This window comes from Nocardiopsis chromatogenes YIM 90109, assembly GCF_000341185.1.
Lineage (GTDB): Bacteria > Actinomycetota > Actinomycetes > Streptosporangiales > Streptosporangiaceae > Nocardiopsis_A > Nocardiopsis_A chromatogenes.
This window is the reverse complement of sequence record NZ_ANBH01000059.1, coordinates 18,498-39,087: the sequence shown is the minus strand read 5'-3', so window position 1 is coordinate 39,087 and position 20,590 is coordinate 18,498. Positions and strand designations below refer to the sequence as shown.

General features: G+C 72.3%; 20 protein-coding genes, 1 tRNA gene and 2 pseudogenes. 9 read left to right on the top strand and 14 right to left on the bottom strand.

Annotated features, from left to right (window positions below):
* The first annotated feature begins 54 nt into the window (after nt 1-54).
* Nucleotides 55-672 (top strand): short chain dehydrogenase, encoded by a 618-nt coding sequence (locus tag D476_RS0105845; protein WP_017623030.1) that lies wholly within the window; start codon nt 55-57, stop codon nt 670-672.
* 62 nt (nt 673-734) lie between these two features.
* Here D476_RS0105845 and D476_RS0105840 read toward each other — a convergent pair whose 3' ends face one another.
* Nucleotides 735-1,628 carry a helix-turn-helix transcriptional regulator gene (locus D476_RS0105840; RefSeq protein ID WP_017623029.1) on the bottom strand — a complete coding sequence of 298 codons (894 nt, stop codon included), beginning with the start codon at nt 1,626-1,628 and terminating at the stop codon, nt 735-737.
* A 143-nt stretch (nt 1,629-1,771) separates the two neighbouring features.
* On the opposite strand from D476_RS0105840, the gene D476_RS0105835 reads away from it, so the two are divergent.
* Together D476_RS0105835 and D476_RS0105830 are read left to right on the top strand one after the other, a co-directional pair.
* On the top strand, nt 1,772-2,800 hold the full coding sequence (locus D476_RS0105835) for an aldo/keto reductase (RefSeq protein ID WP_017623028.1): 1,029 nt from the start codon (nt 1,772-1,774) through the stop codon (nt 2,798-2,800).
* A gap of 97 nt (nt 2,801-2,897) precedes the next feature.
* A complete protein-coding gene (locus tag D476_RS0105830) occupies nt 2,898-4,157 on the top strand; it encodes an acyltransferase family protein (protein WP_026123276.1) in 1,260 nt (419 codons plus the stop codon).
* 61 nt (nt 4,158-4,218) lie between these two features.
* On the opposite strand, the gene D476_RS0105825 is transcribed toward D476_RS0105830, so the two are convergent.
* Genes D476_RS0105825 through D476_RS0105815 form a run of 3 tightly spaced genes read right to left on the bottom strand, consistent with a single transcriptional unit; the run spans nt 4,219 to nt 6,826 of the window.
* On the bottom strand, nt 4,219-4,713 hold the full coding sequence (locus D476_RS0105825) for a hypothetical protein (protein ID WP_017623026.1): 495 nt from the start codon (nt 4,711-4,713) through the stop codon (nt 4,219-4,221).
* Nucleotides 4,707-6,158, bottom strand: coding sequence for a sensor histidine kinase (locus D476_RS0105820; RefSeq protein ID WP_017623025.1), 1,452 nt, complete (start codon nt 6,156-6,158; stop codon nt 4,707-4,709). Before D476_RS0105820 ends, D476_RS0105825 begins: the two co-directional genes overlap by 7 nt.
* Nucleotides 6,155-6,826, bottom strand: coding sequence for a response regulator transcription factor (locus D476_RS0105815; protein ID WP_017623024.1), 672 nt, complete (start codon nt 6,824-6,826; stop codon nt 6,155-6,157). The genes D476_RS0105820 and D476_RS0105815 overlap by 4 nt, the downstream gene beginning before the upstream one ends.
* 124 nt (nt 6,827-6,950) lie before the next feature.
* On the opposite strand from D476_RS0105815, the gene D476_RS0105810 reads away from it, so the two are divergent.
* Nucleotides 6,951-7,715 (top strand): SGNH/GDSL hydrolase family protein, encoded by a 765-nt coding sequence (locus D476_RS0105810; protein WP_026123273.1) that lies wholly within the window; start codon nt 6,951-6,953, stop codon nt 7,713-7,715.
* Nucleotides 7,716-8,057: 342 nt separating this feature from the next.
* The gene (locus D476_RS0105805) at nt 8,058-8,624 is read left to right on the top strand and encodes a hypothetical protein (protein WP_017623022.1); all 567 of its coding nucleotides are present in this window, start codon (nt 8,058-8,060) and stop codon (nt 8,622-8,624) included.
* 18 nt (nt 8,625-8,642) lie between these two features.
* Here D476_RS0105805 and D476_RS0105800 read toward each other — a convergent pair whose 3' ends face one another.
* Both D476_RS0105800 and D476_RS0105795 read right to left on the bottom strand, forming a co-directional pair.
* Nucleotides 8,643-9,347, bottom strand: a complete 705-nt coding sequence (locus D476_RS0105800) for a hypothetical protein (protein WP_026123272.1) — start codon at nt 9,345-9,347, stop codon at nt 8,643-8,645.
* 180 nt (nt 9,348-9,527) lie between these two features.
* The gene (locus D476_RS0105795) at nt 9,528-10,520 is read right to left on the bottom strand and encodes an alkylmercury lyase family protein (protein ID WP_017623020.1); all 993 of its coding nucleotides are present in this window, start codon (nt 10,518-10,520) and stop codon (nt 9,528-9,530) included.
* A 123-nt stretch (nt 10,521-10,643) separates the two neighbouring features.
* On the opposite strand from D476_RS0105795, the gene D476_RS0105790 reads away from it, so the two are divergent.
* Nucleotides 10,644-11,048, top strand: coding sequence for a heavy metal-responsive transcriptional regulator (locus D476_RS0105790; protein WP_017623019.1), 405 nt, complete (start codon nt 10,644-10,646; stop codon nt 11,046-11,048).
* Nucleotides 11,049-11,114: 66 nt separating this feature from the next.
* On the opposite strand, the gene D476_RS0105785 is transcribed toward D476_RS0105790, so the two are convergent.
* The gene (locus tag D476_RS0105785) at nt 11,115-11,885 is read right to left on the bottom strand and encodes a MerR family transcriptional regulator (RefSeq protein WP_017623018.1); all 771 of its coding nucleotides are present in this window, start codon (nt 11,883-11,885) and stop codon (nt 11,115-11,117) included.
* A 225-nt stretch (nt 11,886-12,110) separates the two neighbouring features.
* Between D476_RS0105785 and D476_RS0105780 the strand changes: the two genes are divergently transcribed.
* Nucleotides 12,111-13,247, top strand: coding sequence for a serine hydrolase domain-containing protein (locus tag D476_RS0105780; RefSeq protein WP_017623017.1), 1,137 nt, complete (start codon nt 12,111-12,113; stop codon nt 13,245-13,247).
* A gap of 132 nt (nt 13,248-13,379) precedes the next feature.
* Here D476_RS0105780 and D476_RS32290 read toward each other — a convergent pair whose 3' ends face one another.
* The 5 genes and pseudogenes from D476_RS32290 to D476_RS32280 all read right to left on the bottom strand — a co-directional run.
* On the bottom strand, nt 13,380-14,672 hold the full coding sequence (locus tag D476_RS32290) for a hypothetical protein (protein WP_017623016.1): 1,293 nt from the start codon (nt 14,670-14,672) through the stop codon (nt 13,380-13,382).
* A gap of 833 nt (nt 14,673-15,505) precedes the next feature.
* Nucleotides 15,506-16,258 carry a hypothetical protein gene (locus tag D476_RS32285; RefSeq protein ID WP_017623015.1) on the bottom strand — a complete coding sequence of 251 codons (753 nt, stop codon included), beginning with the start codon at nt 16,256-16,258 and terminating at the stop codon, nt 15,506-15,508.
* Nucleotides 16,255-17,043: an ABC transporter permease gene (locus D476_RS0105765; RefSeq protein ID WP_026123271.1), complete on the bottom strand. Its 789-nt coding sequence runs from the start codon at nt 17,041-17,043 to the stop codon at nt 16,255-16,257. The genes D476_RS32285 and D476_RS0105765 overlap by 4 nt, the downstream gene beginning before the upstream one ends.
* A gap of 5 nt (nt 17,044-17,048) precedes the next feature.
* Nucleotides 17,049-17,819, bottom strand: coding sequence for an ABC transporter ATP-binding protein (locus tag D476_RS0105760; RefSeq protein ID WP_338036232.1), 771 nt, complete (start codon nt 17,817-17,819; stop codon nt 17,049-17,051).
* A 380-nt stretch (nt 17,820-18,199) separates the two neighbouring features.
* Nucleotides 18,200-18,388: pseudogene (locus D476_RS32280) on the bottom strand (NUDIX hydrolase); the annotation flags it as partial.
* Between D476_RS32280 and D476_RS40235 the strand changes: the two are divergent.
* A pseudogene (locus tag D476_RS40235) lies at nt 18,365-18,804 on the top strand (tyrosine-type recombinase/integrase); the annotation flags it as partial. The pseudogenes D476_RS32280 and D476_RS40235 sit on opposite strands and share 24 nt — an antisense overlap.
* Nucleotides 18,805-18,900: 96 nt before the next feature.
* Here the strand turns inward: D476_RS40235 and D476_RS0105745 are convergent.
* Nucleotides 18,901-18,974, bottom strand: a tRNA-Gly gene (locus D476_RS0105745).
* A gap of 132 nt (nt 18,975-19,106) precedes the next feature.
* Here D476_RS0105745 and dcd point away from each other — a divergent pair.
* Nucleotides 19,107-19,682, top strand: coding sequence for a dCTP deaminase (gene dcd / locus D476_RS0105740; protein ID WP_026123269.1), 576 nt, complete (start codon nt 19,107-19,109; stop codon nt 19,680-19,682).
* 16 nt (nt 19,683-19,698) lie between these two features.
* Here the strand turns inward: dcd and D476_RS32270 are convergent, their stop codons facing one another.
* On the bottom strand, nt 19,699-20,307 hold the full coding sequence (locus D476_RS32270) for a rhomboid family intramembrane serine protease (protein ID WP_152529234.1): 609 nt from the start codon (nt 20,305-20,307) through the stop codon (nt 19,699-19,701).
* Nucleotides 20,308-20,590: the final 283 nt, after the last annotated feature.

Sequence of the window (20,590 nt, the reverse complement as noted above, 5' to 3'; positions counted from 1 at the left end):
TGCCGCGCAACGGGCATTTCCCTGCCCGGGTACCGCCGCCGTACCGTCCTTTCCATGAGAATCCTTCTGATCGGAGCCGCGGGCAGGCTCGGCACCGCCGTGGAGAAGACGCTGGCCGCACGCGGGCACGAGGTGGTGACCGCGGGCCGCTCCACCGGCCGCCTCCGGTACGACGTCGCGGACCCGGAGCAGGTCGCGGCCCTGTACGAGGACCCGGCGCTGTACGGGGACGCGGGCGTCCTGCACGCGGTGGCGAGCGCGGCGGGCGACGTCCCCTACAACCCGGTCGCCGAGATGGCGCCCGAAGACTACGCGTCCGCCTTCCGCGGCAAGGTGCTCAGCCAGATCGAACTGGTCCGCCAGGGGACCGCGCGCGTGGCCGAGCGGGGGTCGTTCACCCTGATCACCGGCGTGCTGAGCCGCGACCCGATCCCGACGGCCAGCGCGGCGGCGATGGCCAACGGCGCCGTCGAGGGGTTCGTGCGCGCGGCGGCGATCGACATCGCCCCGCAGCGGATCAACGCGGTCAGCCCGACGGTGTTCACCGAGAGCCTGCCGCACTACGGCGACTTCTTCCCGGGGGTGCCGTCGGTGGCGGTGGCCGACGTGGCCCAGGCCTACGTCCGCTCCATCGAGGGAGGCCAGACCGGGCGGGTGTACGAGCTCGGCTAGGCCCGATGCCGCGTGGTCAGGCGGCGCACGGGCGGGTCGAAAGCACGGACAGGTCGGACGGGTCACCCCGAGTGCGCCAGGCGGGCCGCGTGTTCCTCGCGTAGCCTGCGCAGACCCTCCTCCGCCGGGGATCCCGGTGCCGCCGAGTACAGGAGCAGGGTCTGTCCGGGGTCGGCGGGCAGGGGGAGCTTCTCGTAGCGGAGGGACAGCTCGCCTGCTCGGGGGTGACGGAAGGTGTGGGTCCCGTGCACCCTCTCGGCGACCAGGTGGCTCTCCCACAGTTCACGGAACCGGGCGCTGCCCCGGCGGAGTTCGACCACCACCGCGCACAGCCGCGGCTCATCCGGATGGCGGCCGACCGCTGCCCTCAGGCCGGCCACGATGTCCCGGCGGACCGTCTCGGCGTCGCCGTGGAGGTTGGCGGTATCCGGGTTCAGGAACACCATCCGGGCCAGGTTGAGCTCCGGCTCCGGCAGGTCGTCCACGCCCGGCCAGATGAGGGAGAGCGGCCCGTTCCATGCCAGGAGGTCCAGCCCGGTGCCGAGGACCGCGGCCGGAACGCCTTCCATCGAGTCCAGCAGTTCGCGCAGCTCCGGACGCACGCGTCGGCGCGGCACCGTCGGGGGGATGCAGAGCTCGTCGTGGCCGTCGGCGCCCTTCGCGAACGGCGGTCCCGCGTGGCGGACGAGGTTGAAGAGGTACGAGCGCTCGTCCCCGGTCAAGCGGAGCGCACCGGCGAGGGCGTCCAGGACCTCCTCCGAGACCTCCCCGGCGCGGCCCTGTTCGATGCGTGTGTAGTAGTCGACGCTCACCCCGGCGAGCTGAGCGACCTCCTCCCTGCGCAGCCCTGAGACGCGGCGGCGGTTGACCGTGGGATGCACACCGGCCTGTGCCGGGTCGACGGCGGCGCGGCGGGACTTGAGGAAGCGGCTGAGGTCGGAGAGGGAGTGGGCCATATCCGGGAACCTAGCCGACCTGGTACTCGCAGGACCAGGTTGCGGCGGGCCTGGCTCGGCCTTCCCAGGCGGAACAGAGTGCTGTCCCGGAGGGCGGATCCACACGAGGGATCCGCAGATAGAGGCGAAGGGACACCACAGAGATGGAACGCCGCACACTGGGTAGGACCGGGATCTCCGTCAGCGAATTCACGCTCGGCACCATGATGCTGGGTGCCTGGGGCAACACCGACCACGGCGACGCGGTCGCCATGGTCCATGCCGCGCTGGACGCCGGAGTCAACACGGTCGACACCGCCGACATGTACTCGGACGGTGAGTCGGAGGTCATCGTCGGCAAGGCGCTCAAGGGCCGCCGGGACGATGTGGTCTTGGCGACGAAGTTCCACAACCCGATGGGGCCGGACGCCAACCACCGCGGCAACTCGCGCCGCTGGATCATGAGAGCGGTGGAGGGGAGCCTGCGGCGGCTCGGCACGGAGTGGATCGACCTCTACCAGGTGCACCGCCCCGACCCGGACACCGACATCGACGAGACCCTGTCCGCCCTGTCGGACCTGGTCCGGCAGGGCAAGGTGAGGGCGATCGGCACGTCGGCCTTCCCGGCGGAGGAGATCGTGGAGGCGCAGTGGGCGGCCTCGGCGGGCGGCCACACCAGGTTCCGGAGCGAGCAGCCGCCGTACTCGATCCTGGCGCGGGGGATCGAGCGGGACGTCCTCCCGACGGCGCAGCGCCACGGGATGGGGGTGCTGACGTGGAGCCCGCTGGGCGCCGGCTGGCTGTCGGGCAAGTACGGCGGGGGGAACGGCGCCGACCCCGCGACGGCCCACCGGAGCGCGTTCCTGTCCGGGATGTACGACCTGTCCGTGCCGGGCAACCGTGCCAAGCTCGAAGCGGTGGATGAACTGCACAAGGTGGCTGCGGAGGCGGGCCTGTCCCTGCCGCACCTGGCGACCGCGTTCGCCCGCAGCCACCCCGCCGTGTCGTCGGTGATCATCGGCCCGCGTACCCGGGGGCAGCTGGACGACCTGCTGCGGGGCGCGGATGCCCGCCTGGACGACGAGGTCCTCGACCGGATCGACGCGATCGTCCCACCCGGGACCGACGTGGCCCGCGACCTGGTCTTCTACTCGCCGCCGTCCATCACCGAGCCGGGCCTCCGCCGCCGCTGAACCCGCCCCGGCCCCGGTCGTGCCCCATGTCCGACTGGGACACGACCGGGACACGGCCGACACGGCGCTCGGACACCAGGTCGGCACCGTCGGCCCCATGACCTACGCAGAGCCGACCCCGGCCGGCCAGGCCCCCCGAGGCGTGCCCGCGCGGGTGCCCCACCTTCCCGCACTCGACGGCCTGCGGGGCGTCGCGATCCTCGGGGTGCTGCTGTTCCACACCGGCCGCCTCCCCGGCGGGTTCCTCGGGGTGGACCTCTTCTTCGCCCTGTCCGGCTACCTCATCACCGACCTGCTGCTGCGCGAGGCCGCGGCCACCGGCTCCGTCTCCCTGGCGGCCTTCTGGGGCAGGCGGATCCGCCGCCTCTTCCCCGCGCTCGCGGCCATGCTCGCCTGCGTCGCCCTGCTGGTCCGGGCGGTCGCGCCGCCGGACACGGTGCGCACCATGCTCTCCGACGGCCCGTGGGTGCAGGCGAACCTGGTCAACTGGCACCTGCTCGCCGAGTCGGCCGGGTACTGGGACCGGTTCGGGGCGGAGCGGGTGTTCGGGCACCTGTGGAGCATCGCCGTCGAGGAGCAGTTCTACCTGGTGTGGCCGCTCGTCGTGGTGGCCGTGGCCTGTGTCGGGCGCGGGGGCCTGCGCGAGGGGCGGAGGGTGGGCGGCGCAGGCGGCGCGGACGGTGGTGTCGCGGTCGCGGCCGCCTTCGCCTCCGCCGTCTCGCTGGTGCTGATGGTGTCCCTCGTCAACGAGGCCGACCCCTCCCGCGTCTACACGGGCACCGACACCCGCGCGTTCTCCCTCCTGCTGGGCGCCCTGGCCGCCACCCGGCCGGTGCGCGCCGTCCTGGAGCGCACCGGCCGGTGGGCGGGCACCGCCGCGGCAGCCCTGGCGGTCGGCATCGCCGTCCTGTGGCTGCTCGCGGACGGCACCGATTCCCTGTGGCTGTTCACCGGCGGGCTCTTCGCACACTCGCTGGCCTCGGCACTGCTGATCGGGCTGTGCGCGCAGGCACCGTGTTCCCTCGTCGCCCGCGCGCTCTCCTGGCGGCCGCTGCGGTGGCTGGGACTGATCTCCTACAGCCTCTACCTGTGGCACTGGCCGGTGATCGTGCTCCTGACTCCCGAGCGCACCGGCCTGGACGGGTGGGCCTGGACCGCGTCGGTGGCCGCCGTGTCCATCGCCCTGGCCGCCCTGTCCACCTACCTGGTCGAAAACCCGATCCGGTTCCGCGCGGCATGGGCGCGGGGGCGCCGCGGGGCCGTGGCGTTCGGGGCCGCGATGGCGGCCCTGGCCGTGCTGTGGGTGGCGCTCCCTGCTCCGCCCACGGCCGCCGTCGACGTCACGCTTTTGGAATGACCGCCGATGATCACCGACGACCGCTGATGACCGCCAAGGCCGGGGGCGGCCCCGGTGCGGGTCATCCGAACAGCGGGCAGGTCCGGAGCTCCTCCGATTCCCGTCCCGCCGTGGTGAAACCGACCCGCACCTCGGTGTCCTGAGCCCCTCCGCTCTGCACATGGACGCCCAGCGCGGTGCACACGATCTGATCGATGCCCTGCGGGGTGACCTCATCGATGGCCAACGGCACCAGAACCGTGAGCACGTCCGGCCCCGTGGTCACGGTCACCCGCGTCGTGGAGACCGGGGCGATCCCGGTGCGCAGGCCCGAATCCCGCCCGGGGCCCGTGATCAGCAGCGATACCGCGTCGGACACGGTGCCCAGGCGCCCGGTCCCCCGGAAGTCCGGCCGCAGCTCGCCGTCGCCGCCGATGAAGTACAGGGTGACGCCGGACGCCACGCCGGTCGGGGCGCGGCCCCCGTCGGTCGGCCCGGTCGGGCGCAGTCCGCAGCCCGCCGCGAGCAGGACGGCGAGCAGCGGTACGAGCATCCGGAGCACGAACGGCCTCACCACTCCCCCTCCTCTCCCCTGGGGGTCCTCGGCAGCCGCAGCACGAACTGCGCCCCGCCGCCGGTGTTCTCCGCGGTGAGGTCGCCGCCGTGCAGGCGGGCGTTCTCCAGCGCGATCGCCAGCCCGAGCCCGCTCCCGGGGCTACGGGTCCGTGCCGCGTCCCCCTTGGAGAAGCGGTCGAACACACGGGGCAGCACATCCTCGGACAGCCCCGGGCCGCCGTCGTCGACCTCGATCCGCACCTCGTCCCCGTCGGCCGCCACGTGCACCCGTACGGGCGGAGCGCCGTGCCGCAGCGCGTTTCCGACCAGGTTGGCCACGATGACGTCCAGGCGGCGCCGGTCGGCCCGCAGCCCGACCCGCCCCTCCGCCTCCACGGCGACCCGGTCGGTCCAGCCCCGTGCGCGCAGGCAGTCCCGCACGGCCTCGGCCGCGTCGGCCTCCTCCAGCCGGAGGTCCGCGGAACCGGCGTCGAACCGGGAGACCTCCATCAGGTCCTCCACGAGCCGCACCAGCCTCCGGGTCTCGGCGACCGCCAGCTCCACGGACTCGCGGTCGTCGGCCTCCATCTCCTCGGCCTCCGACGCCAGGACGTCCACCACGGCCGTCAGCGTGCTCAGCGGGGTGCGCAGCTCGTGGGAGACGTCGGAGGCGAACCGGCGGGCATCGGCCCGCATCCGCTCCATCTGGGCCATCGACGCCTGCAGGGACGCGGCCATCTCGTTGACGGTCGAGGTCAGCGCCGCCAGCTCGTCGGCGCCCTGCGGCGCCGTCCGCGCACCGAGGTCGCCGTCGGCGAGCCGCCGCGCCGTGTCGCGCAGGTCGCGCACCGGGCGCAGCACCCCGCGCGCGGCCAGCAGGGCCAGCAGCACGGCCAGCGGCAGCGCCAGCGCGGACGCGCCGCCCGCCGAACGGGTGAGCACGTCGACCTGGCCCTCGATGCCGGAGAGGTCGCGAACGGTGTAGACCTCGATGCCGGACGGGGTGCGCTCGCCGTCCGGTGTCGTCAGCATGACGGGCATGCCGACGAGAAGCCTCGGCGTGCCGCCGTCGGTGATCCTCCGGACGACGATGCGGTTCCGCTCGCGCACGGCGCCGCGCACCGCGCCGAGACCCGGACCGGGGGCGTCCGCGTCGGCCGACCGCAGGTCCTCATAGGTCACCAGCGTGTTCGGCCCCACCGCTGCACGCAGCCGGTCGAGCGTCTCCCGGTCCGGGGGGTAGTCCAGCTCGGGGGCGAGGGCACCCACCCGGTCGGCGACGGTCCCGGTGAGCCGCTCCTGCGCGCCGCCGACCAGGGCGGTGCCGGCGGACCCGGCGGCGGCCCACGCCGCGGCGGCCGCGCCGACCACGGTCACCAGGACGAACGCCACCAGGAGCCGGGCGCGCAGGCCGCGCGGCCGCAGCCGGTGGGCCCAGGCGCCCGCGCGGCGGAGGCCGCCGGTCACAGCGGCCCGAACCGGTAGCCGAACCCGCGGACCGTCTGCACGTACTCCGGCGCCGCCTGCCGCTCCTCGATCTTGGCGCGCAGCCGCTGCACGCAGTTGTCGACCAGCCGGGAGTCGCCCAGGTAGTCGTGCTCCCACACCTCCTCCAGCAGTTGCCGCCGACTGAACACCCGGCCGGGTGCCCGGGACAGGGTCAGCAGCAGCCGCAGCTCTGTGGGGGTCAGCGCAACCGGGGCGCCGTGCAGCGTGACGGTGAGGGCCTCGGTGTCGATGCGCAGCCCGCCGTGGACGCGCACGCCGTCGGAGGGGGCGCTGCGGCGCAGCACCGCGCGGATGCGCGCGTCCAGGACGGTGGGCTGCGCGGGTTTGACGACGTAGTCGTCGGCGCCCGCCTCCAGCCCGGTGACGACGTCGAAGTCGTCGCCGCGCGCGGTCAGCATCACCACCGGCACCTCGCCCGCGGCGCGGATCCGGCGGCAGACCTCGAATCCGCTGATGCCCGGCAGCATCAGGTCGAGCACCACCAGGTCGCATGCGGCGGCGCCGAGTTCGCGGAGGCCGTCCTCGCCGCTTTCGGCGGTGCGGACCTCGTGGCCGTGCCTGGACAGGGCGAGCTGCAGCCCGCGCCGCACCCCGGGGTCGTCCTCGATCAGCAGAATCGTCGCCATCGGCCTCAGTATGCGCGAGGCGCCGCCGCCGCGCCCGCGACGGCGGGCGGCACTGACGGGACTGCGACACGACTGCGACACGGCGGCGGAGGCGCCGGGACGCGGGGCGTGCACGGTCGGAGGCATGATCAATAGAACTCTCCCGGCCATGGGCCTGATCGGGCCGCTCGTCCTCGCCGCCGGGTGCTCCGGCGGCCCGGCCGCCTCCGAGGACGGACCGTCCGATGCGGCCGGCGGGTCCTCCGGTCCCACGCTGTCCACGGTGCTCCTGATCGGCGACTCGGTCGCCGCGGGACAGGCCCTGCCGATGGCCGAGGCCTTCGAGGCGAGCGGCGTGGAGTTCACGTCGATCGCCTCCGACGGGGGCGGCAACGTCGTCGGGCCGTTCTCCGAGGAGAACTGGAAGGACCTGCCCGAACAGATCGCCTCCGCCGAGGCGGACGCCGTCGTCTACCAGATCACCACCTACGACTGGGGCTCCCGCGAGCAGCAGCGGGACGGCTACGAGAGGTTGGCGGCCACGGTGGCCGACAGCGGCGCCGACCTGTTCCTGGCCACCATGCCGCCGATCGAGCCGGACGACTTCTACGAACCGCACATGGAGGACCTGGGGCGCACCGCCGAGGTCGCGGGCGAGGTCGCCCGGTCCTCGGACGGGGTGGAGCTGCTCGACGCGGGGGAGGTGTGGGGGGACGCGTTCCAGCGGACCCGGGACGGCGAACCGGACCGGAGTTCCGACGGCATCCACACCTGCCCGCAGGGGGCGGCCCGGTTCACCCGGTGGCTGCTGGACGAGCTGGCGGAGCCCTACCCGGGATTCACGCCCGCCGACCCCGAGGAGTGGGCGAACACCGGTTGGTCCGGTGACGAGCGCTTCTCCGGGTGCTGACCCCGGCCCTCCCGGTGCTGCGGCCGACCGCCCCGCGCCCCGGGCCGCCTTCCCCGGTTCGGGGCGCGGCCCTGCCGCCGTACCGTACGCATGCCCCACCGCGGCTGGACCGGTTCGCCGCCGCCGGGACGGACCCGGGCGCACTGGCGGGCGGCGCGGGCGGCTCCGCCCCGGCCGCCCGGATCGGGGCCTCGCCCGACCGGCGGGGGCGGTGTTCGTCCTGGTCGGGCTTCCCCGCCTGGGTGCTTCCGATCCTGCGTAATGCGGGCGGTCTGTGGTTGACTGCGCCCATGTCCCCCCCGCGAACGCATCGTCGGCGGCCTGTACGATCCCGGCGCCCCTGTGCCCGGCGCCTCCGTCGAGTCCCAGTGGGTGAACCTGCGCTGGCGGCGGATACCTGCGTGGATCGCGGCGACGACCGCCTCGGTCGTCGCGGGCGTCGCCATCGCCCTGCGCATGGTCGAGGAGGTGGGCAAGCCCTACATCGGCGCGAGCGAGATCACCGGCGGCGCCGTGTTCCTCGTGGCCTCGGCGGCCGTCGCGGTGTGGATGGCGGCGGTGGCCCCGCGGGTGTTCACCCGCCAGGGGGTGGCGGTCGACGGCATCGGTATCGCGTTGGTCCAGGCGCCCGCCCTGTGGTCCCCGGATCGGACCGTGCGGATCCCGTGGGACGCGGTCCGCTCGATCACCGAACGCGAGGTCCTCGTCGGCCGGGCCGGTGACCGCAGGAGGGTCGCCAAGGTCAGCCTGCTGGTGGACGCGGACCTCAACCGCATCGCGGTCCCGAGTTGGGCCGGGGCGGCCGCACCGGGGCCACCCCCGGTCCGTGTCGAGATCACGCCGGGGAACAGGAGGCGGCACAAGGTCGTCCAGGCGTTCCGCACGGTGCGGCCCGACCGCGTCGCGTAGCGGGCCCGGCCGTGCGCCTCACCTCCAGTGCGGAATGCGGTCCAGCAGGTCGCACCGGAAGTCGAGGGCCGGCAGCAGCTCGTGTGGATCCCGGTGGTCGTTGATCGGGTCGGCCGCATCCAGGAACTCGCCCCGGAAGAAGACCATGCGGGGGGTGCGCGGATCGGACAGCAGGAAGTGCATGGCATCCGGGGTCAGGATGGCGCGCGCGAAGTCGCCGTCCTCGCCGGTCACCTCGAACCGGCCGTCGAATTCCGGGTAGCCGACCGTCATCCCGCCGCGCCCGATGGCCTGGTTGACCGAGTTCTGGAGCTGCGGGACGCGACTGATGGTCAGGATCGGGTGGCGTGTCGGGGTCGCGACCCAGACGGCCCGCTCACGTCGCCGCCCCGCTCGGTGGGTCACATCGAAGGTGGCGGCGAGGAACCTCCTGCCCCGGTGGACGCCTGAGACCACGTCGTGCGCCGCCGTGGCCTCGGGAGGGCCCCACAGCGGTTCACTCAGCTCCGGCCGGTTGAACTGGCGGTTGTACAGCTCGATGAACGCGTCGTCCTGCTCGGAGAAAACCCATCCGCGCTGTTCGACCGCGTTCCGGAAGTGCTGCGCACCAGCCGGTCGGGCGGCCCGCGTCGCCCGTAGGACGAAGAAGATCAGCAGGCCCACCCCGGCGAAGATGAGCAGTGTCCCGGAGATGACGATGACCAGCACCAGAGCCGGACTCATATGCCGCCCTCCAACAGACGGGAACCTGACACCTGCGTCGTACCGACGGGTCGATCACGGACGAACGCGAGGGCCAGGTTCGCACAGGGCCGCATCCGTCTCCGCGGCCGCCCTCGCACGCCTCCGCGCGTGGGCCCGCCCCTCGGGAACGGAGGGGCGGGGCCGGGCCCCAGGCGCGGGTCAGGGGAGGAGGAGCGGTCCGAACGTCCGCCGGGCGATCTCCTCGGCCTGCTCTCGTCCGACGACCCGGCCGGGCACCTCGGGGTGGGCCTGGGCCCAGGTGTGCGCGGAGGCGGCCGAGGCGAAGAAGTTCAGCGCGTCGCAGCACGCCGTGGCCGCCGGGCCGCCCCCGGGGCGCTGACCGAGGAAGAGGACGGCCCCGTGCGGCCGCCAGACGGCGGTCCCGCCCTCGACCGTGACCGCCACCTCCGCCTGCGTGACCGGATCGGTGGAGGAGATGGCCGCGTCGGTCCCCAGCATCACGGGGATGCCGAGGGCGTCGATCGCGCACATCGCCCACACCTCGACGCCGTCGGCGAGGCGGACCCGGTGGCGGGTGGGGCGGGCGGAGAAGGGGTAGGCGGCGCGGATGCGCCCGTCCTCGTCCAGAACGAGGAAGTCCTCGGCCGCCAGCTCGGCCAGCGCGTCGGCCGCGGTACGGCCCTCCGCGGCGGCGACCGGCTGCAGCACCTGCGGAGCGGGCGCCTCCCCGGTCCGGGCGAAGTGGCGCAGCACCTGCTGCTGCACCGCCCGCAGGCCGCGCTCGGCGGGCGCTCGGCGTCCCCGCCCGGCGCGGTCGACCGCCTCCGCCTCCTCCGGGAGGGGGGACGGCGGGCAGCACTCCGAGGCCGCGGCGTCCTCCCCGCCCGGCGCCTGCCGCCCGGCCACGGCCCTGCGTACGGCCTCCTCACCGGGGGTGCCGGAGACGGCGCCGTCCGCGCCCCGGTACAGGCGGCAGGACAGGCCGGGCACGGCATCGTCGGACGCGAACGGGTCGGTGCCGTCGATCAGAATCGTCGGGGACCCGGTCATGCCGCGTGCGGCGGCCTGCCGCAGGTCGGACACCTCGACCAGCTCCACGTGGGCGGGGCGGCCCGCCAGCGCGGCCTCGACCTGCTCCAGAGCGGGCCGGGCGTTCGGGCACTCCGGGACCGCGAGCACGGTGATGCGCATCCTGTTCCTCCGGAAACCTCGTCGGGACCCCGGCTGTCGGCCGTGGCCGGACACCCGGTTCGCCGTATACCGGAACGGTAGACTTTCCAGTGCGCTGGAAGGTCAAGGGTTGGGCTGAGGAACATGCGCATCGGCGAACTCGCCTCCCGAAGCGGGCTGTCCGCCAGGACGCTCCGCTTCTACGAGGAGGCCGGACTGCTGCCCCCGCCACCGCGCACGCCGGGCGGCTACCGCGACTACCCCGACACCGCCGTCGCCCGGCTGGCGTTCATCGGCGAGTCCCAGCGCGCCGGGCTGACCCTCGCCGAGATCCGCTCCGTCCTCGCCCTGCGCGACGACGGCCACGCCCCGTGCGCCCATGTGGCCGCGCTCATCCACGAGCACCTGGACGACATCGACCGGCGCATGGCCGAACTCGCCGCCACCCGCCGGGTGCTGCACACCCTCGCCGACCGCGCAGCCGCCACCGACCCTGCGGCCTGCGGTGGCGACGACATCTGCACCATCCTCACCGCGCCGGGCGGATGAGGGGCCGGAACCGCACCTGCCCGCCCGTCCGCCCGCCCGGAGGGCGGGCGGTGGAATCCGCGGCGCTCACGGGATGAAGACGCCCGCCGAGCGGAGCCGGGCCTCGATGAGGTCGAGCAGGCGGGCCCCGGTTGGCGACTGATTGCCGAAGCGGCTGATGAGCCGGTACCGGTCCGCGGGTGCGGTGCGGGCCTTCTGGAAGCCGGTGACGACCTTGAGCATCGCGGGGCGGGCCAGGACGTAATCGGCCATGGCGACGGCGGCCTCCTCGATGCGGGGGTCGTCCGGCTCCCAGGCGAGGGCCTCCCGCGCGCGCTTGTGCACGGCGATGGCCTGCGGATCGGCCAGGACCTCCTCCAGGTCGCCGAGGTAGTCGTCGAAGGCCTCGGGGTCCAGCGCCCTGGCCAGGACCATGCCCTCCCGGGCGGCCGCCACCTCCTCCGGGGGGAGCCCAAGGGCGCGTCCCCGTTCGAGGAGGTCCGCGGCGCGGTCGGGGAGCAGGGCCAGGTCGCCGTCGGCGAGGCGGCGCAGCATGGCGCGCCGGGCGGTCAGCTCTTCGATCCGCTCGTCCAGGCGCCTCTCGACGTCGGCGAGGGACTCGGCGAAGCGCTCGGGGCCGTCGTCCAGCATGGCGCCGACCTCGGCCAGCGGCACTCCGGCGGCGGCGAGTGTGCGGATGCGGACCAGCCGCAGCACCTCGGTCGCGCCGTAGCGGCGGTAGCCGGAGCCGTCGCGCGGGGGTTCGGGGAGCAGGCCGATCCGGTGGTAGTGCCGGACGGCCTTGACCGTCACTTCGGCGAAGGAGGCCGCCTGGCCGATCGTGAGTCCGTCCGTCATCGGTCCGGTGCTTCCTTCCGCTTAGAGGGTGTGCGCCGAGTGTGCTCGGTGACCTTGGGTCAGGGTCAACCCGGCCGCGAGGTCCTGCGCGCCTTCCGCCACCAAGGCCGGATGTGTGGCGCAGGTCACCATTGAGGTTGACCTTAGGTCAGGGCGGAGGCTCCTCGTAGCGGCACAGCGGCAGGGTGCCGACCACACACGAGGAGACCGAAGGAGCGGGCCACGATGTCCATCCCCACTTCCGGCCGGCATGGGAACACTCCGCAGAGCGATGACGCCGGGCAGGACCGCCCGGAGCTGCAGAAGGCGATCGAGGAGATCGTCGACACCGGATTCCTCGGGGTGTCGCTGCGCGTGCGCGACCGGCACGGCGAGTGGGTCGGCAGCGCGGGGAAGGCCGAGCTGGGTGGGACCGCTGCGCCGCCCACCGACGGGTACACGCGGATCGGCAGCACCACCAAGACCTTCGCCGCCGCCCTGGTGCTGCGGACGGTGGCCGACGGCGGGATCGGGCTGGAGGATTCGGCCGCGGACCACCTGCCCGGGTTCGGCCTGGACGCGCGGATCACGGTGCGGATGCTGCTGCGGCACACCAGCGGGGTCTTCAACTTCACCGGCGAATTCGACGACGACGGGACCCTGGTCCCGGGGGTCACCACGCCTTACGGCACCACGACCCAGGAGTGGCTGGACGGCCGGTTGGAGAGCCACCGCCCGGAGGAGCTGGTGCGGGTGGCGCTGTCCCAGCCGCCGCGGTTCGAGCCGGGGGCGAAGTGGAGCTACTCCAACACCAACTACGTGCTGGCCCGGCTGCTGGTCGAGAACGTCACCGGCCGCTCGTTCCCCGAGGAGATGCGGCGGCGGATCCTGGGGCCGCTCGGGCTGACGGGCACCGTGCTGCCGGAGGACTCGCCAGAGCTCCCGGCGCCGCACGCCCGCGGGTACTTCCGCTACGAGAGGGACGGCGCGCAGGAGACGGTCGACATCACCCGCCAGAACCCCTCGTGGCTCTGCACCGGCGGCGACATGATCTCGACCACCGGGGACCTGGCCGTGTTCATGTCCGCCCTGCTGGGCGGTCGGCTCCTGCCGCCCGGGCTGCTGGCGGAGATGTGCACGCCGGTGTCCACGGGCATCCCGGCAATGGACTACGGCCTGGGGGTGTTCGTGCAGGAGACGGAGAGCGGAACCACCGTCATCAACCACAACGGCGGCGTCCCGGGCTACGCGACGATGATGTCCGGCACGCCCGACGGGAGCACGGTCCTGGCCGCGGCGGTGAACTATGTGGACGACCCCGACCTGACCATGAGCACCCAGGGCCAGGAGGCCTACCAGAGGCTCGTGCGCGAGGTGTTCTGAGTCGGGGCGGCCGTGCGCGGCCACCCGTCGAACAACGTGGGAGAGCGGCAAGGCCGGATTCCGGAGCCCCCGGCCGACCCGGCCTTCTCCTCCTAGAGCGACCTGCATGAATTCGGGAGTGCGCACGTGAAGCTAGGAAGTGCGCCGCGGGGAACAACGGTGCCCCCTGCCGACCGCCCCGACCGTCCGCCGCGGTCTGCCGTCCTCGAATAGGGGAGCGCGGTGTTCGCACGTCGCCGACGGGGCCTCGCCGGGCGCGTTTCCTTCGAGGGCATGGTGGGCCAGGGCGCGGGTGCGGACCTCGTCGGGGACGGGGCTGTGAACGGACGAGACGAGGTAGTCGAACGGGTGCCAGAGGCCGCCGTCCATATCGGCCGGGACGAGCAGGCCGCTCGCTCCGATCCTGACCTGCTGGGCCCAGGACAGGGCCTCGTCGAAGCCCTCCGGGCGCAGGGCCGCGGCCCCGTGGAGGTAGGCGGTGTGCGTGTGCCTGAGCAGTTCGGCGGACAGGCCGGTCCCCAGGCCGGTGCGGGCCAGGTCGACCGCGGCGGCGACCACCGCACGGCCGCGCGGGTGGCCGCCGCTGTCGGTGCACCGGTTCGCATCACGCCAGACCCCGACCAGGTGGGGGCCCGCCGCCAGGTACTCGGCCACCCCGTGGACGCCGTTGCGGGCGGTATGCGCGGCGGCGCGCAGGCGGGCGTCACCGTGCGCGGCGGCGCGCCGGGTCTCCTCGGCCGACCAGGTCCGCTCCAGCACGATGGGGTCGAGGCGCCTGAGCAGGTCGACCGTGCGCCGGGGCTTCGGAGCCGCGCGAGTCCGCGGTGGGACGGGGGAGCGGTGGGTGTCGAGGTACTCGGTGCGCAGCGTCATGGCCACGATGGTGCGTCCGCGTGTGAGCAGGCTCAGGGTCGTCTCGGTCAGGTGCGCCGCATCGTCTTCGAGGAAGCCGTCCACGTCGTCGAGCCACACCACGACGCCGGAGTCGGACAGGTACGGGGTCGAGGTGAGCCGTTGGGCCAGTGTGTCCAGCGCCGTGCCCGTCGGCGGAGCGACCAGGTGGCGGTGGGGCACGTTCGAGACCAGGGCGTGCAGCAGTGAGCGGGACTTGCCGGCGGCGGAGTCGCCCACCACCAGTACGGCGCCGCCTGTGGCCTTGGCCGCGACCACGGCCTGTTCGAGTTCGCCGTCGCGGTCGCGGCGTATGTAGGGGGAGAGGCGGGAACCGTCGGGTGCGGCGGGGGCGGGGTGGACGCCCAGCCGCCGGGGATCGGCCTGAGCGACGGGCACGGCCGCGGACAGCGCGGCGTCGGCCTCCTGGTCGCCGTCCCGGGGCGGGGCCGGTGGTGTTCCGACGAAGATGTCGCCGGACGCCCCGGTTTGGATCAGTGTCCTCGCGACGGTGTCGGACGAACTGTTCCGCACGTCTGTCGTGGGGCGGAGGCCGGAGTGCCGCCGTACGGGACACCGTGCTGACCGCCATGAGAGGCCGTCCCATTCCCCTTCACCCAGCAGCAGGCTGCCGCGCAGAGGGCTCGGTTCGGAGGGGCAGGCGCCGGTGCCCGCGGCCTGTTCGAGAGTGCCGTCGTCGGCTCCGGCGGGCCGACCGGACGGCGGGTGCGGGGGGTCGTGAGAGGTCATGGGAGGACGCGTCGCCTCCTTCGACCGACCGGGAGGGAGTGCATGCACGCGATTATGCACGTGCATTTGCAATCACATCAAGAGTCTTCGCAGAGGACGGCCGGGAGCGGCCGGTCCGAGCCGGGTGGCCGAGGGAAGGGGAGATCGGTGGTGTCCACGCCGCACACGGCGACGCCGGGCCTCGGGGGTAGGGGCGGTCTTCTGGCCGCTCCTGGCCGCGCTCGGGCAGAGGGTGCGTCGGGCTGTGGGTCAGGCCGACGGACACAGGCCGGTCGCGGACATGCGGAAGGGGCGGTCCGCGGCCTCCGCAGGGTCGGGTGGTGTTCCGTGGCCAGGGTGATGCCGGTGATCCATCCGGGCGGCCGCCACCGACCCGGCGGAATGCGGCGGTGATGACATCTGCAGCATCTTCACTGCAGGGGAGCCCCGAGAAGGGAGCCGCTGCGCCCGACGCGGGCGGGGACGGTGGCGAGGTCGTCCGAGATCGACGGCCGTTGCGCTCTGGACATGAGAGAAATGCCCTGCCTGATCGATCTGGGACCGCAGGTCAGGGCTTTCTTTCCTGAGTGGGAGCTCAGGTCCGGCCGGGGCGGGTGGGTGTGGTGGGAACCATCGGCTCAAGCGTCGCGACGAAAGAGGCAGTAACCGCCCGCCGCCGCAGCGAGAACCCCCCACCCGGCGAGGACGGCCGCCGCCGCGCCCGGGTGGAGCTCGGTGACACTGTAGGCCGGGGTGCCGACCAGACTCAGGCTCGCCTCGTGGGGAAGCAGTCGGATCACCTCCGGCACCTGGAATACGCCGGTGGCGACCAGTACGGGAGCCAGAACCAGGAGTGTCGGCGGCGCCACCACGTTGCGTGTGACGATCGCCAGCCCGAAGCCGATCACCGGCAGCACCACGTAGACCGCGTACCAGCGCAGAAGCTCCACCGCGATATCCGGCGTGGACGCCTCTCCGAGCAGGAGGGCCAGGCGGCCGGGGGTCACCACCGCAACGGCTGCGGGCACGGTCACGGCCAGCAGTGCTGCGAGCTTGGCGGCGTACAGCCGCAGCCGGTCGGGCACCGCGGTGAACGTCACGCGCAGTTGCCCATTGTGGTACTCGCTTCCGGCCGCGAATACCGCGACCAGGACGAACACGTAGACCGGCGCCATCAGCACGCCACCGAGCTCGGAGAGTGCCACAGCGCCGTCACCGGCGCCGATGCGGACGGCGTCGGTCGCAGCGGCGGCGTCCAGCCCGGTATTGAGCACCAGCGTCGCCGCGATGGCCAGCCACGTCACCGGATGCGTGACGATCTTGGTCACTTCAGCGGCGAAAAGGTCGCGTCTGCGCAGGCCGACGGCTGCCGTGGCGGCATCGGCCGTCATCGGGCGTCCCGCAGGCGGACCGCGACGGCGGCGCCGGTGACGGCGACCGCCGCCCAGCCGGTCAGTACGGCTGCTCCGTGCAGTGGACTCGCGCTGAGGACGTTGGTCGTGGGCTCAAGAAGCAGGTTGCGCGCGGCGCTCAACGGCAGGAGTGCGTCGATGGCCGGTACGGCTGCGAACACTTGCGCCATCGTCAGCGCGATGAAGGCGGTGACGGCGATGATCCCCACAAGGGTGCGTCGGGCCACCAGTGTGACGGCGAATCCGATCAGGGTCGCCGTGACCGCGTACAGCAGGAATCGCCCTTGCCCGGCCAGCGCCTCAGCGCTCCACAGGATGCCGGGATTCCAGTCACGGACCCCCAGATACATGAACAATGTCGACAGCGCCGCGAGGACGACGCCGACGGCGAGGGCGTACAGCGCGGTCGCGATCACCTTGCCGACGACGAGCTTCCCTCGGCGTGGGACGACCGAGACGCTGACGCCCAGGTGGCCGGATCGGAACTCCTGTCCGGCGATGATGGCGCCGATGATCGGCAGGAACAACCCCGGCTGCAGCGAGGATGCCACCAGCAGTCCGAGAACCAGGGACTCGGCCTGCTGTCGGTGGCCGGTGAAGAATTCGATGGTCCCGTCGGGACGCATGCCCGCGAGAGAGTCGGAGAGCATGCCAAGCGGTTGGAGCAGCACGACCACGGCGAGCAGCAACAGAACCGCGGTGGCGATCAGGACGCTGGGCAATGAGGTGATCTTGGTGAGTTCTGAGCGTACGACGCCGATCACGGTCCTCACCACCTTTCGCTTTGCGTGCCACCGGTGAGCGCGAAGAACGCCTCCTCCAGCGAGGAGTGGCCGGCAGTGACGTCGGCGAGCGGCCCCTGGGCGATGATGCTGCCGCGATTGATGATCACCACGTCATCGACGGTTTCCGCGGTTTCGCCCATCAAATGGCTCGACAGCAGCACCGTGTTGCCTTTGGCGGCGTAGGACCGCAGAAACGTGCGGACCGTGCGGATGCCCTCGGGGTCGAGTCCATTGGCGGGCTCGTCGAGGACGAGCGTACGGGGCTCGCCGAGCAGCGCCGCGGCCAGCCCCAATCGCTGCTTCATGCCCAGCGAGTACTTGCGCACCCGCGTCTTCGCCGCGTGGGAGAGGCCGACCTGCTCCAGGACCTCGGACACCCGATTCCGCGGGACCCCGTTGGACTGGGCGATCCAGCGCAGGTGGTCGGCGCCACGCCGCTCAGGCACCGGCCCGGCACCGTCGAGCAGGGCGCCGACGGACCGGAGCGGTTGCTCGATCCTGCTGTAGGGGACGCCGTCGATGTGCGCAGTGCCGGAGTTCGGGCGATCCAGGCCCAGCAGCATGCGAAGGGTCGTGGACTTGCCTGCGCCGTTGGGGCCGAGGAACCCCGTGACCCGGCCGGGCGTGGCAGAGAAGGACACGTTGTCGACGGCCTTGTTCGAGCCGAACCGTTTACTGAGTCCGGTAATCGTAATCACGTTGACCCAGGCCCCCAGGTTTCGCAGTGGCTGTAGCCGGTCGCGTCCGTGAAACACGAACGTGAGTCACGTGATCCGGTGTACGGACTCGCGAGCCGAGCAGGACCTTAGATCTGGAGGAAGCAGGCGGCAAGTGGCCACTCACCAGCGGATTTGTAGGTATTGCCTGGGCCGCGCGCATGATCGTATGTGCGGAAATACGCGTGGGACGGGGGCGGGCGTGAAGTGGCCGGTGTCTGTCCTGGGGATATCGGGGATGTCCGGGTCCGGTCATCATTCGCCGAGCCGCGGCCGGGGACCACAATGGCGGGTCCGAGGACCCGGAGGTGGCGCCGACAGAGGTGGCGGTCGCCGCCTCGGACCGCCTACCACCGGCTTCTAGCCGCTCGATGGAGCCCGGTACCCGCGCCTGATCACCTGGCGGAGGGCGACCGAGGTCATCCGATGCGGGTGGGTCCGCCTTGGAGGAAGTGGTCGATGCGCAGGCGCATGGACCGGTCCATGGTCAGCTCGGCGAGTTTCCCCTTCGGGAGCCAGAGGACTTCCTCGGACTCGCTGCTGGGCCGCGGTTCCCCTGAGACGGGGCAGGCGGTGAGGGCGATGGTGAACTCGTGGCGGGCTTCCCCGCGCTGATCGTCGATGACCTCCGTCGGCACCTGGACGAGTACTCGGCTCCCGGAAAGGAGGGGTTCGTCTTCGTCGGTGTCCGCGGCAACCAACTGCGTCGAAGCAACTTCTCGAAGTACTGGGCGGACGCCTGCGACGATGCGGGCGTGCAAGGGATCCACCGGCACGACCTCCGGCACACGGGGAACACTTACGCCGCTGAGGCTGGCGCCTCCCTGCGGGAACTCAAGAACAGGATGGGTCCTCGACCACTCGGGCGGCGCTGATCTACCTTCACGCGCGCGACGAGAGGGCGCAGGAGTTGGCGGACCGGATCGGGGAGCGGGCGGCGGAAGAGCTTCGCAAGGCTCGTGAGGGGAGCGACGAGGACGACGGCGACGATGATGACCCGCCGATGGTCGGCGCTCGCGTCTGAGCAACGGGCACGCAGCGGGCACGACGCTTGGTCCCGACCGGCGAAACGACAAAGGCCAGGTCCCGGAATCTACCGGCTGACCTGGCCTTCTCTTTATGGAGCGGATGACGGGAATCGAACCCGCGTTATCAGCTTGGGAAGCTGAAGTTCTACCATTGAACTACATCCGCGTCGGGCCGCCTTGCGGCTGCCAACGGGGACCAGCATAGCGGACTCCGGAGCGGAGCGGTAACCGGCGCGGGGGCCGCCTGGTCGGGCGGTGGGCGGTCCGGGTGCTCGTCGCAGCAGGTAGGTTCGGTTCCGTGCTGCTCTCCGATGGTGATATCAGGTCCGAAATCGAGTCCGGGCGGGTGAAGATCGACCCCTACGACCCCGGGCTCATCCAGCCGTCCAGTATCGATGTCCGCCTGGACCGGTACTTCCGGGTGTTCGAGAACCACAAGTACCCGCACATCGACCCCGCGGTCGAGCAGCCCGGTCTCACGCGGCTGGTCGAGGTCGAGGCGGACTCGGAGTTCATCCTGCACCCGGGCGAGTTCGTGCTGGCCTCCACCTACGAGGTCGTCACCCTCCCGCACGACATCGCCAGCCGTCTGGAGGGCAAGAGCTCCCTCGGGCGGCTCGGGCTGCTCACGCACTCCACCGCCGGGTTCATCGACCCCGGCTTCTCCGGGCACGTCACCCTGGAGCTGTCGAACGTGGCCACCCTGCCGATGAAGCTCTACCCGGGCATGAAGATCGGCCAGCTGTGCATGTTCCGCCTCAGCTCCCCGGCCGAGCACCCCTACGGCTCGCCCCGCTACGGCTCGCGCTATCAGGACCAGCGCGGCCCCACGCCCTCCCGTGCGTACCTGAACTTCGGGAGGGCGAAGGTCTGAGGCCGGGAGCAGGCTCTCAGAAGCGGTAGGGGGAGGAAGGGGCGGAGGGCTGCGGTGCGGCCCGGGGCCGGTCGCGTTTGGGGAGCAGCCAGGCCGACAGCAGCCCGCCGGCGAAGCCGAACAGGTGCGCCTGCCACGACACCCCCTCCTGCTGGGGCAGCACACCCCAGATCAGCGTCCCGTAGAAGACGACCACGCTGATCATGATGACGATGTCGATGGTCCTGCGCTCCACGATCCCGCGCAGCACGGTGTAGCCGAAGTAGCCGAACACCAGCCCGCTCGCCCCGACGGTGAGCACGCCGGGCGGGCTGAACAGCCACACCCCCACGCCGCTCACGACCGCCACGATGAGCGTCGTCCAGATGAACCGGCCCAGACCTCCGCTCAGGGCCACCAGCGACCCCAGCACCAGGAACGGCAGCGAGTTGCTGATGAGGTGGCCGAGGTTGGCGTGCATGAAGGGGGCCGTGACGATCGTCCAGGGCGCGCCCGTGTCCCACGAGCGGAGCCCGAACGCCGCGTCCAGGGTCCCGCCCATGACCGAGTCGAACAGTTCGAAGATCCACATCGCCGCGAGGAACCCGGCGACGGTGAGTATGGCGACTATCCGTGAGTGCGTCACCCTTTCGACTCTATGCCACCCGCCCAAGACCTCCCAGCCCCGTCGCGGGAACGGGCGACGGGTGCGAGGTCACGGCATGTAGTTGCGTTGACCTGCTGTGTTGCGCATGGAAGTGATGTGTTTCACATTCGATGGCCGTGTGGTGCGGATCACATCCCGGCGGGTCTCCGGTGTTGGGAACGCGGCACTTCCTCGGATGGCCGTCGCGCTGCCGGTTAAACGTGTTATTTGGGCGTGACCATTTCATGTGAACTGGTCAGACTTCCTCGTTAGCCTGCGACTT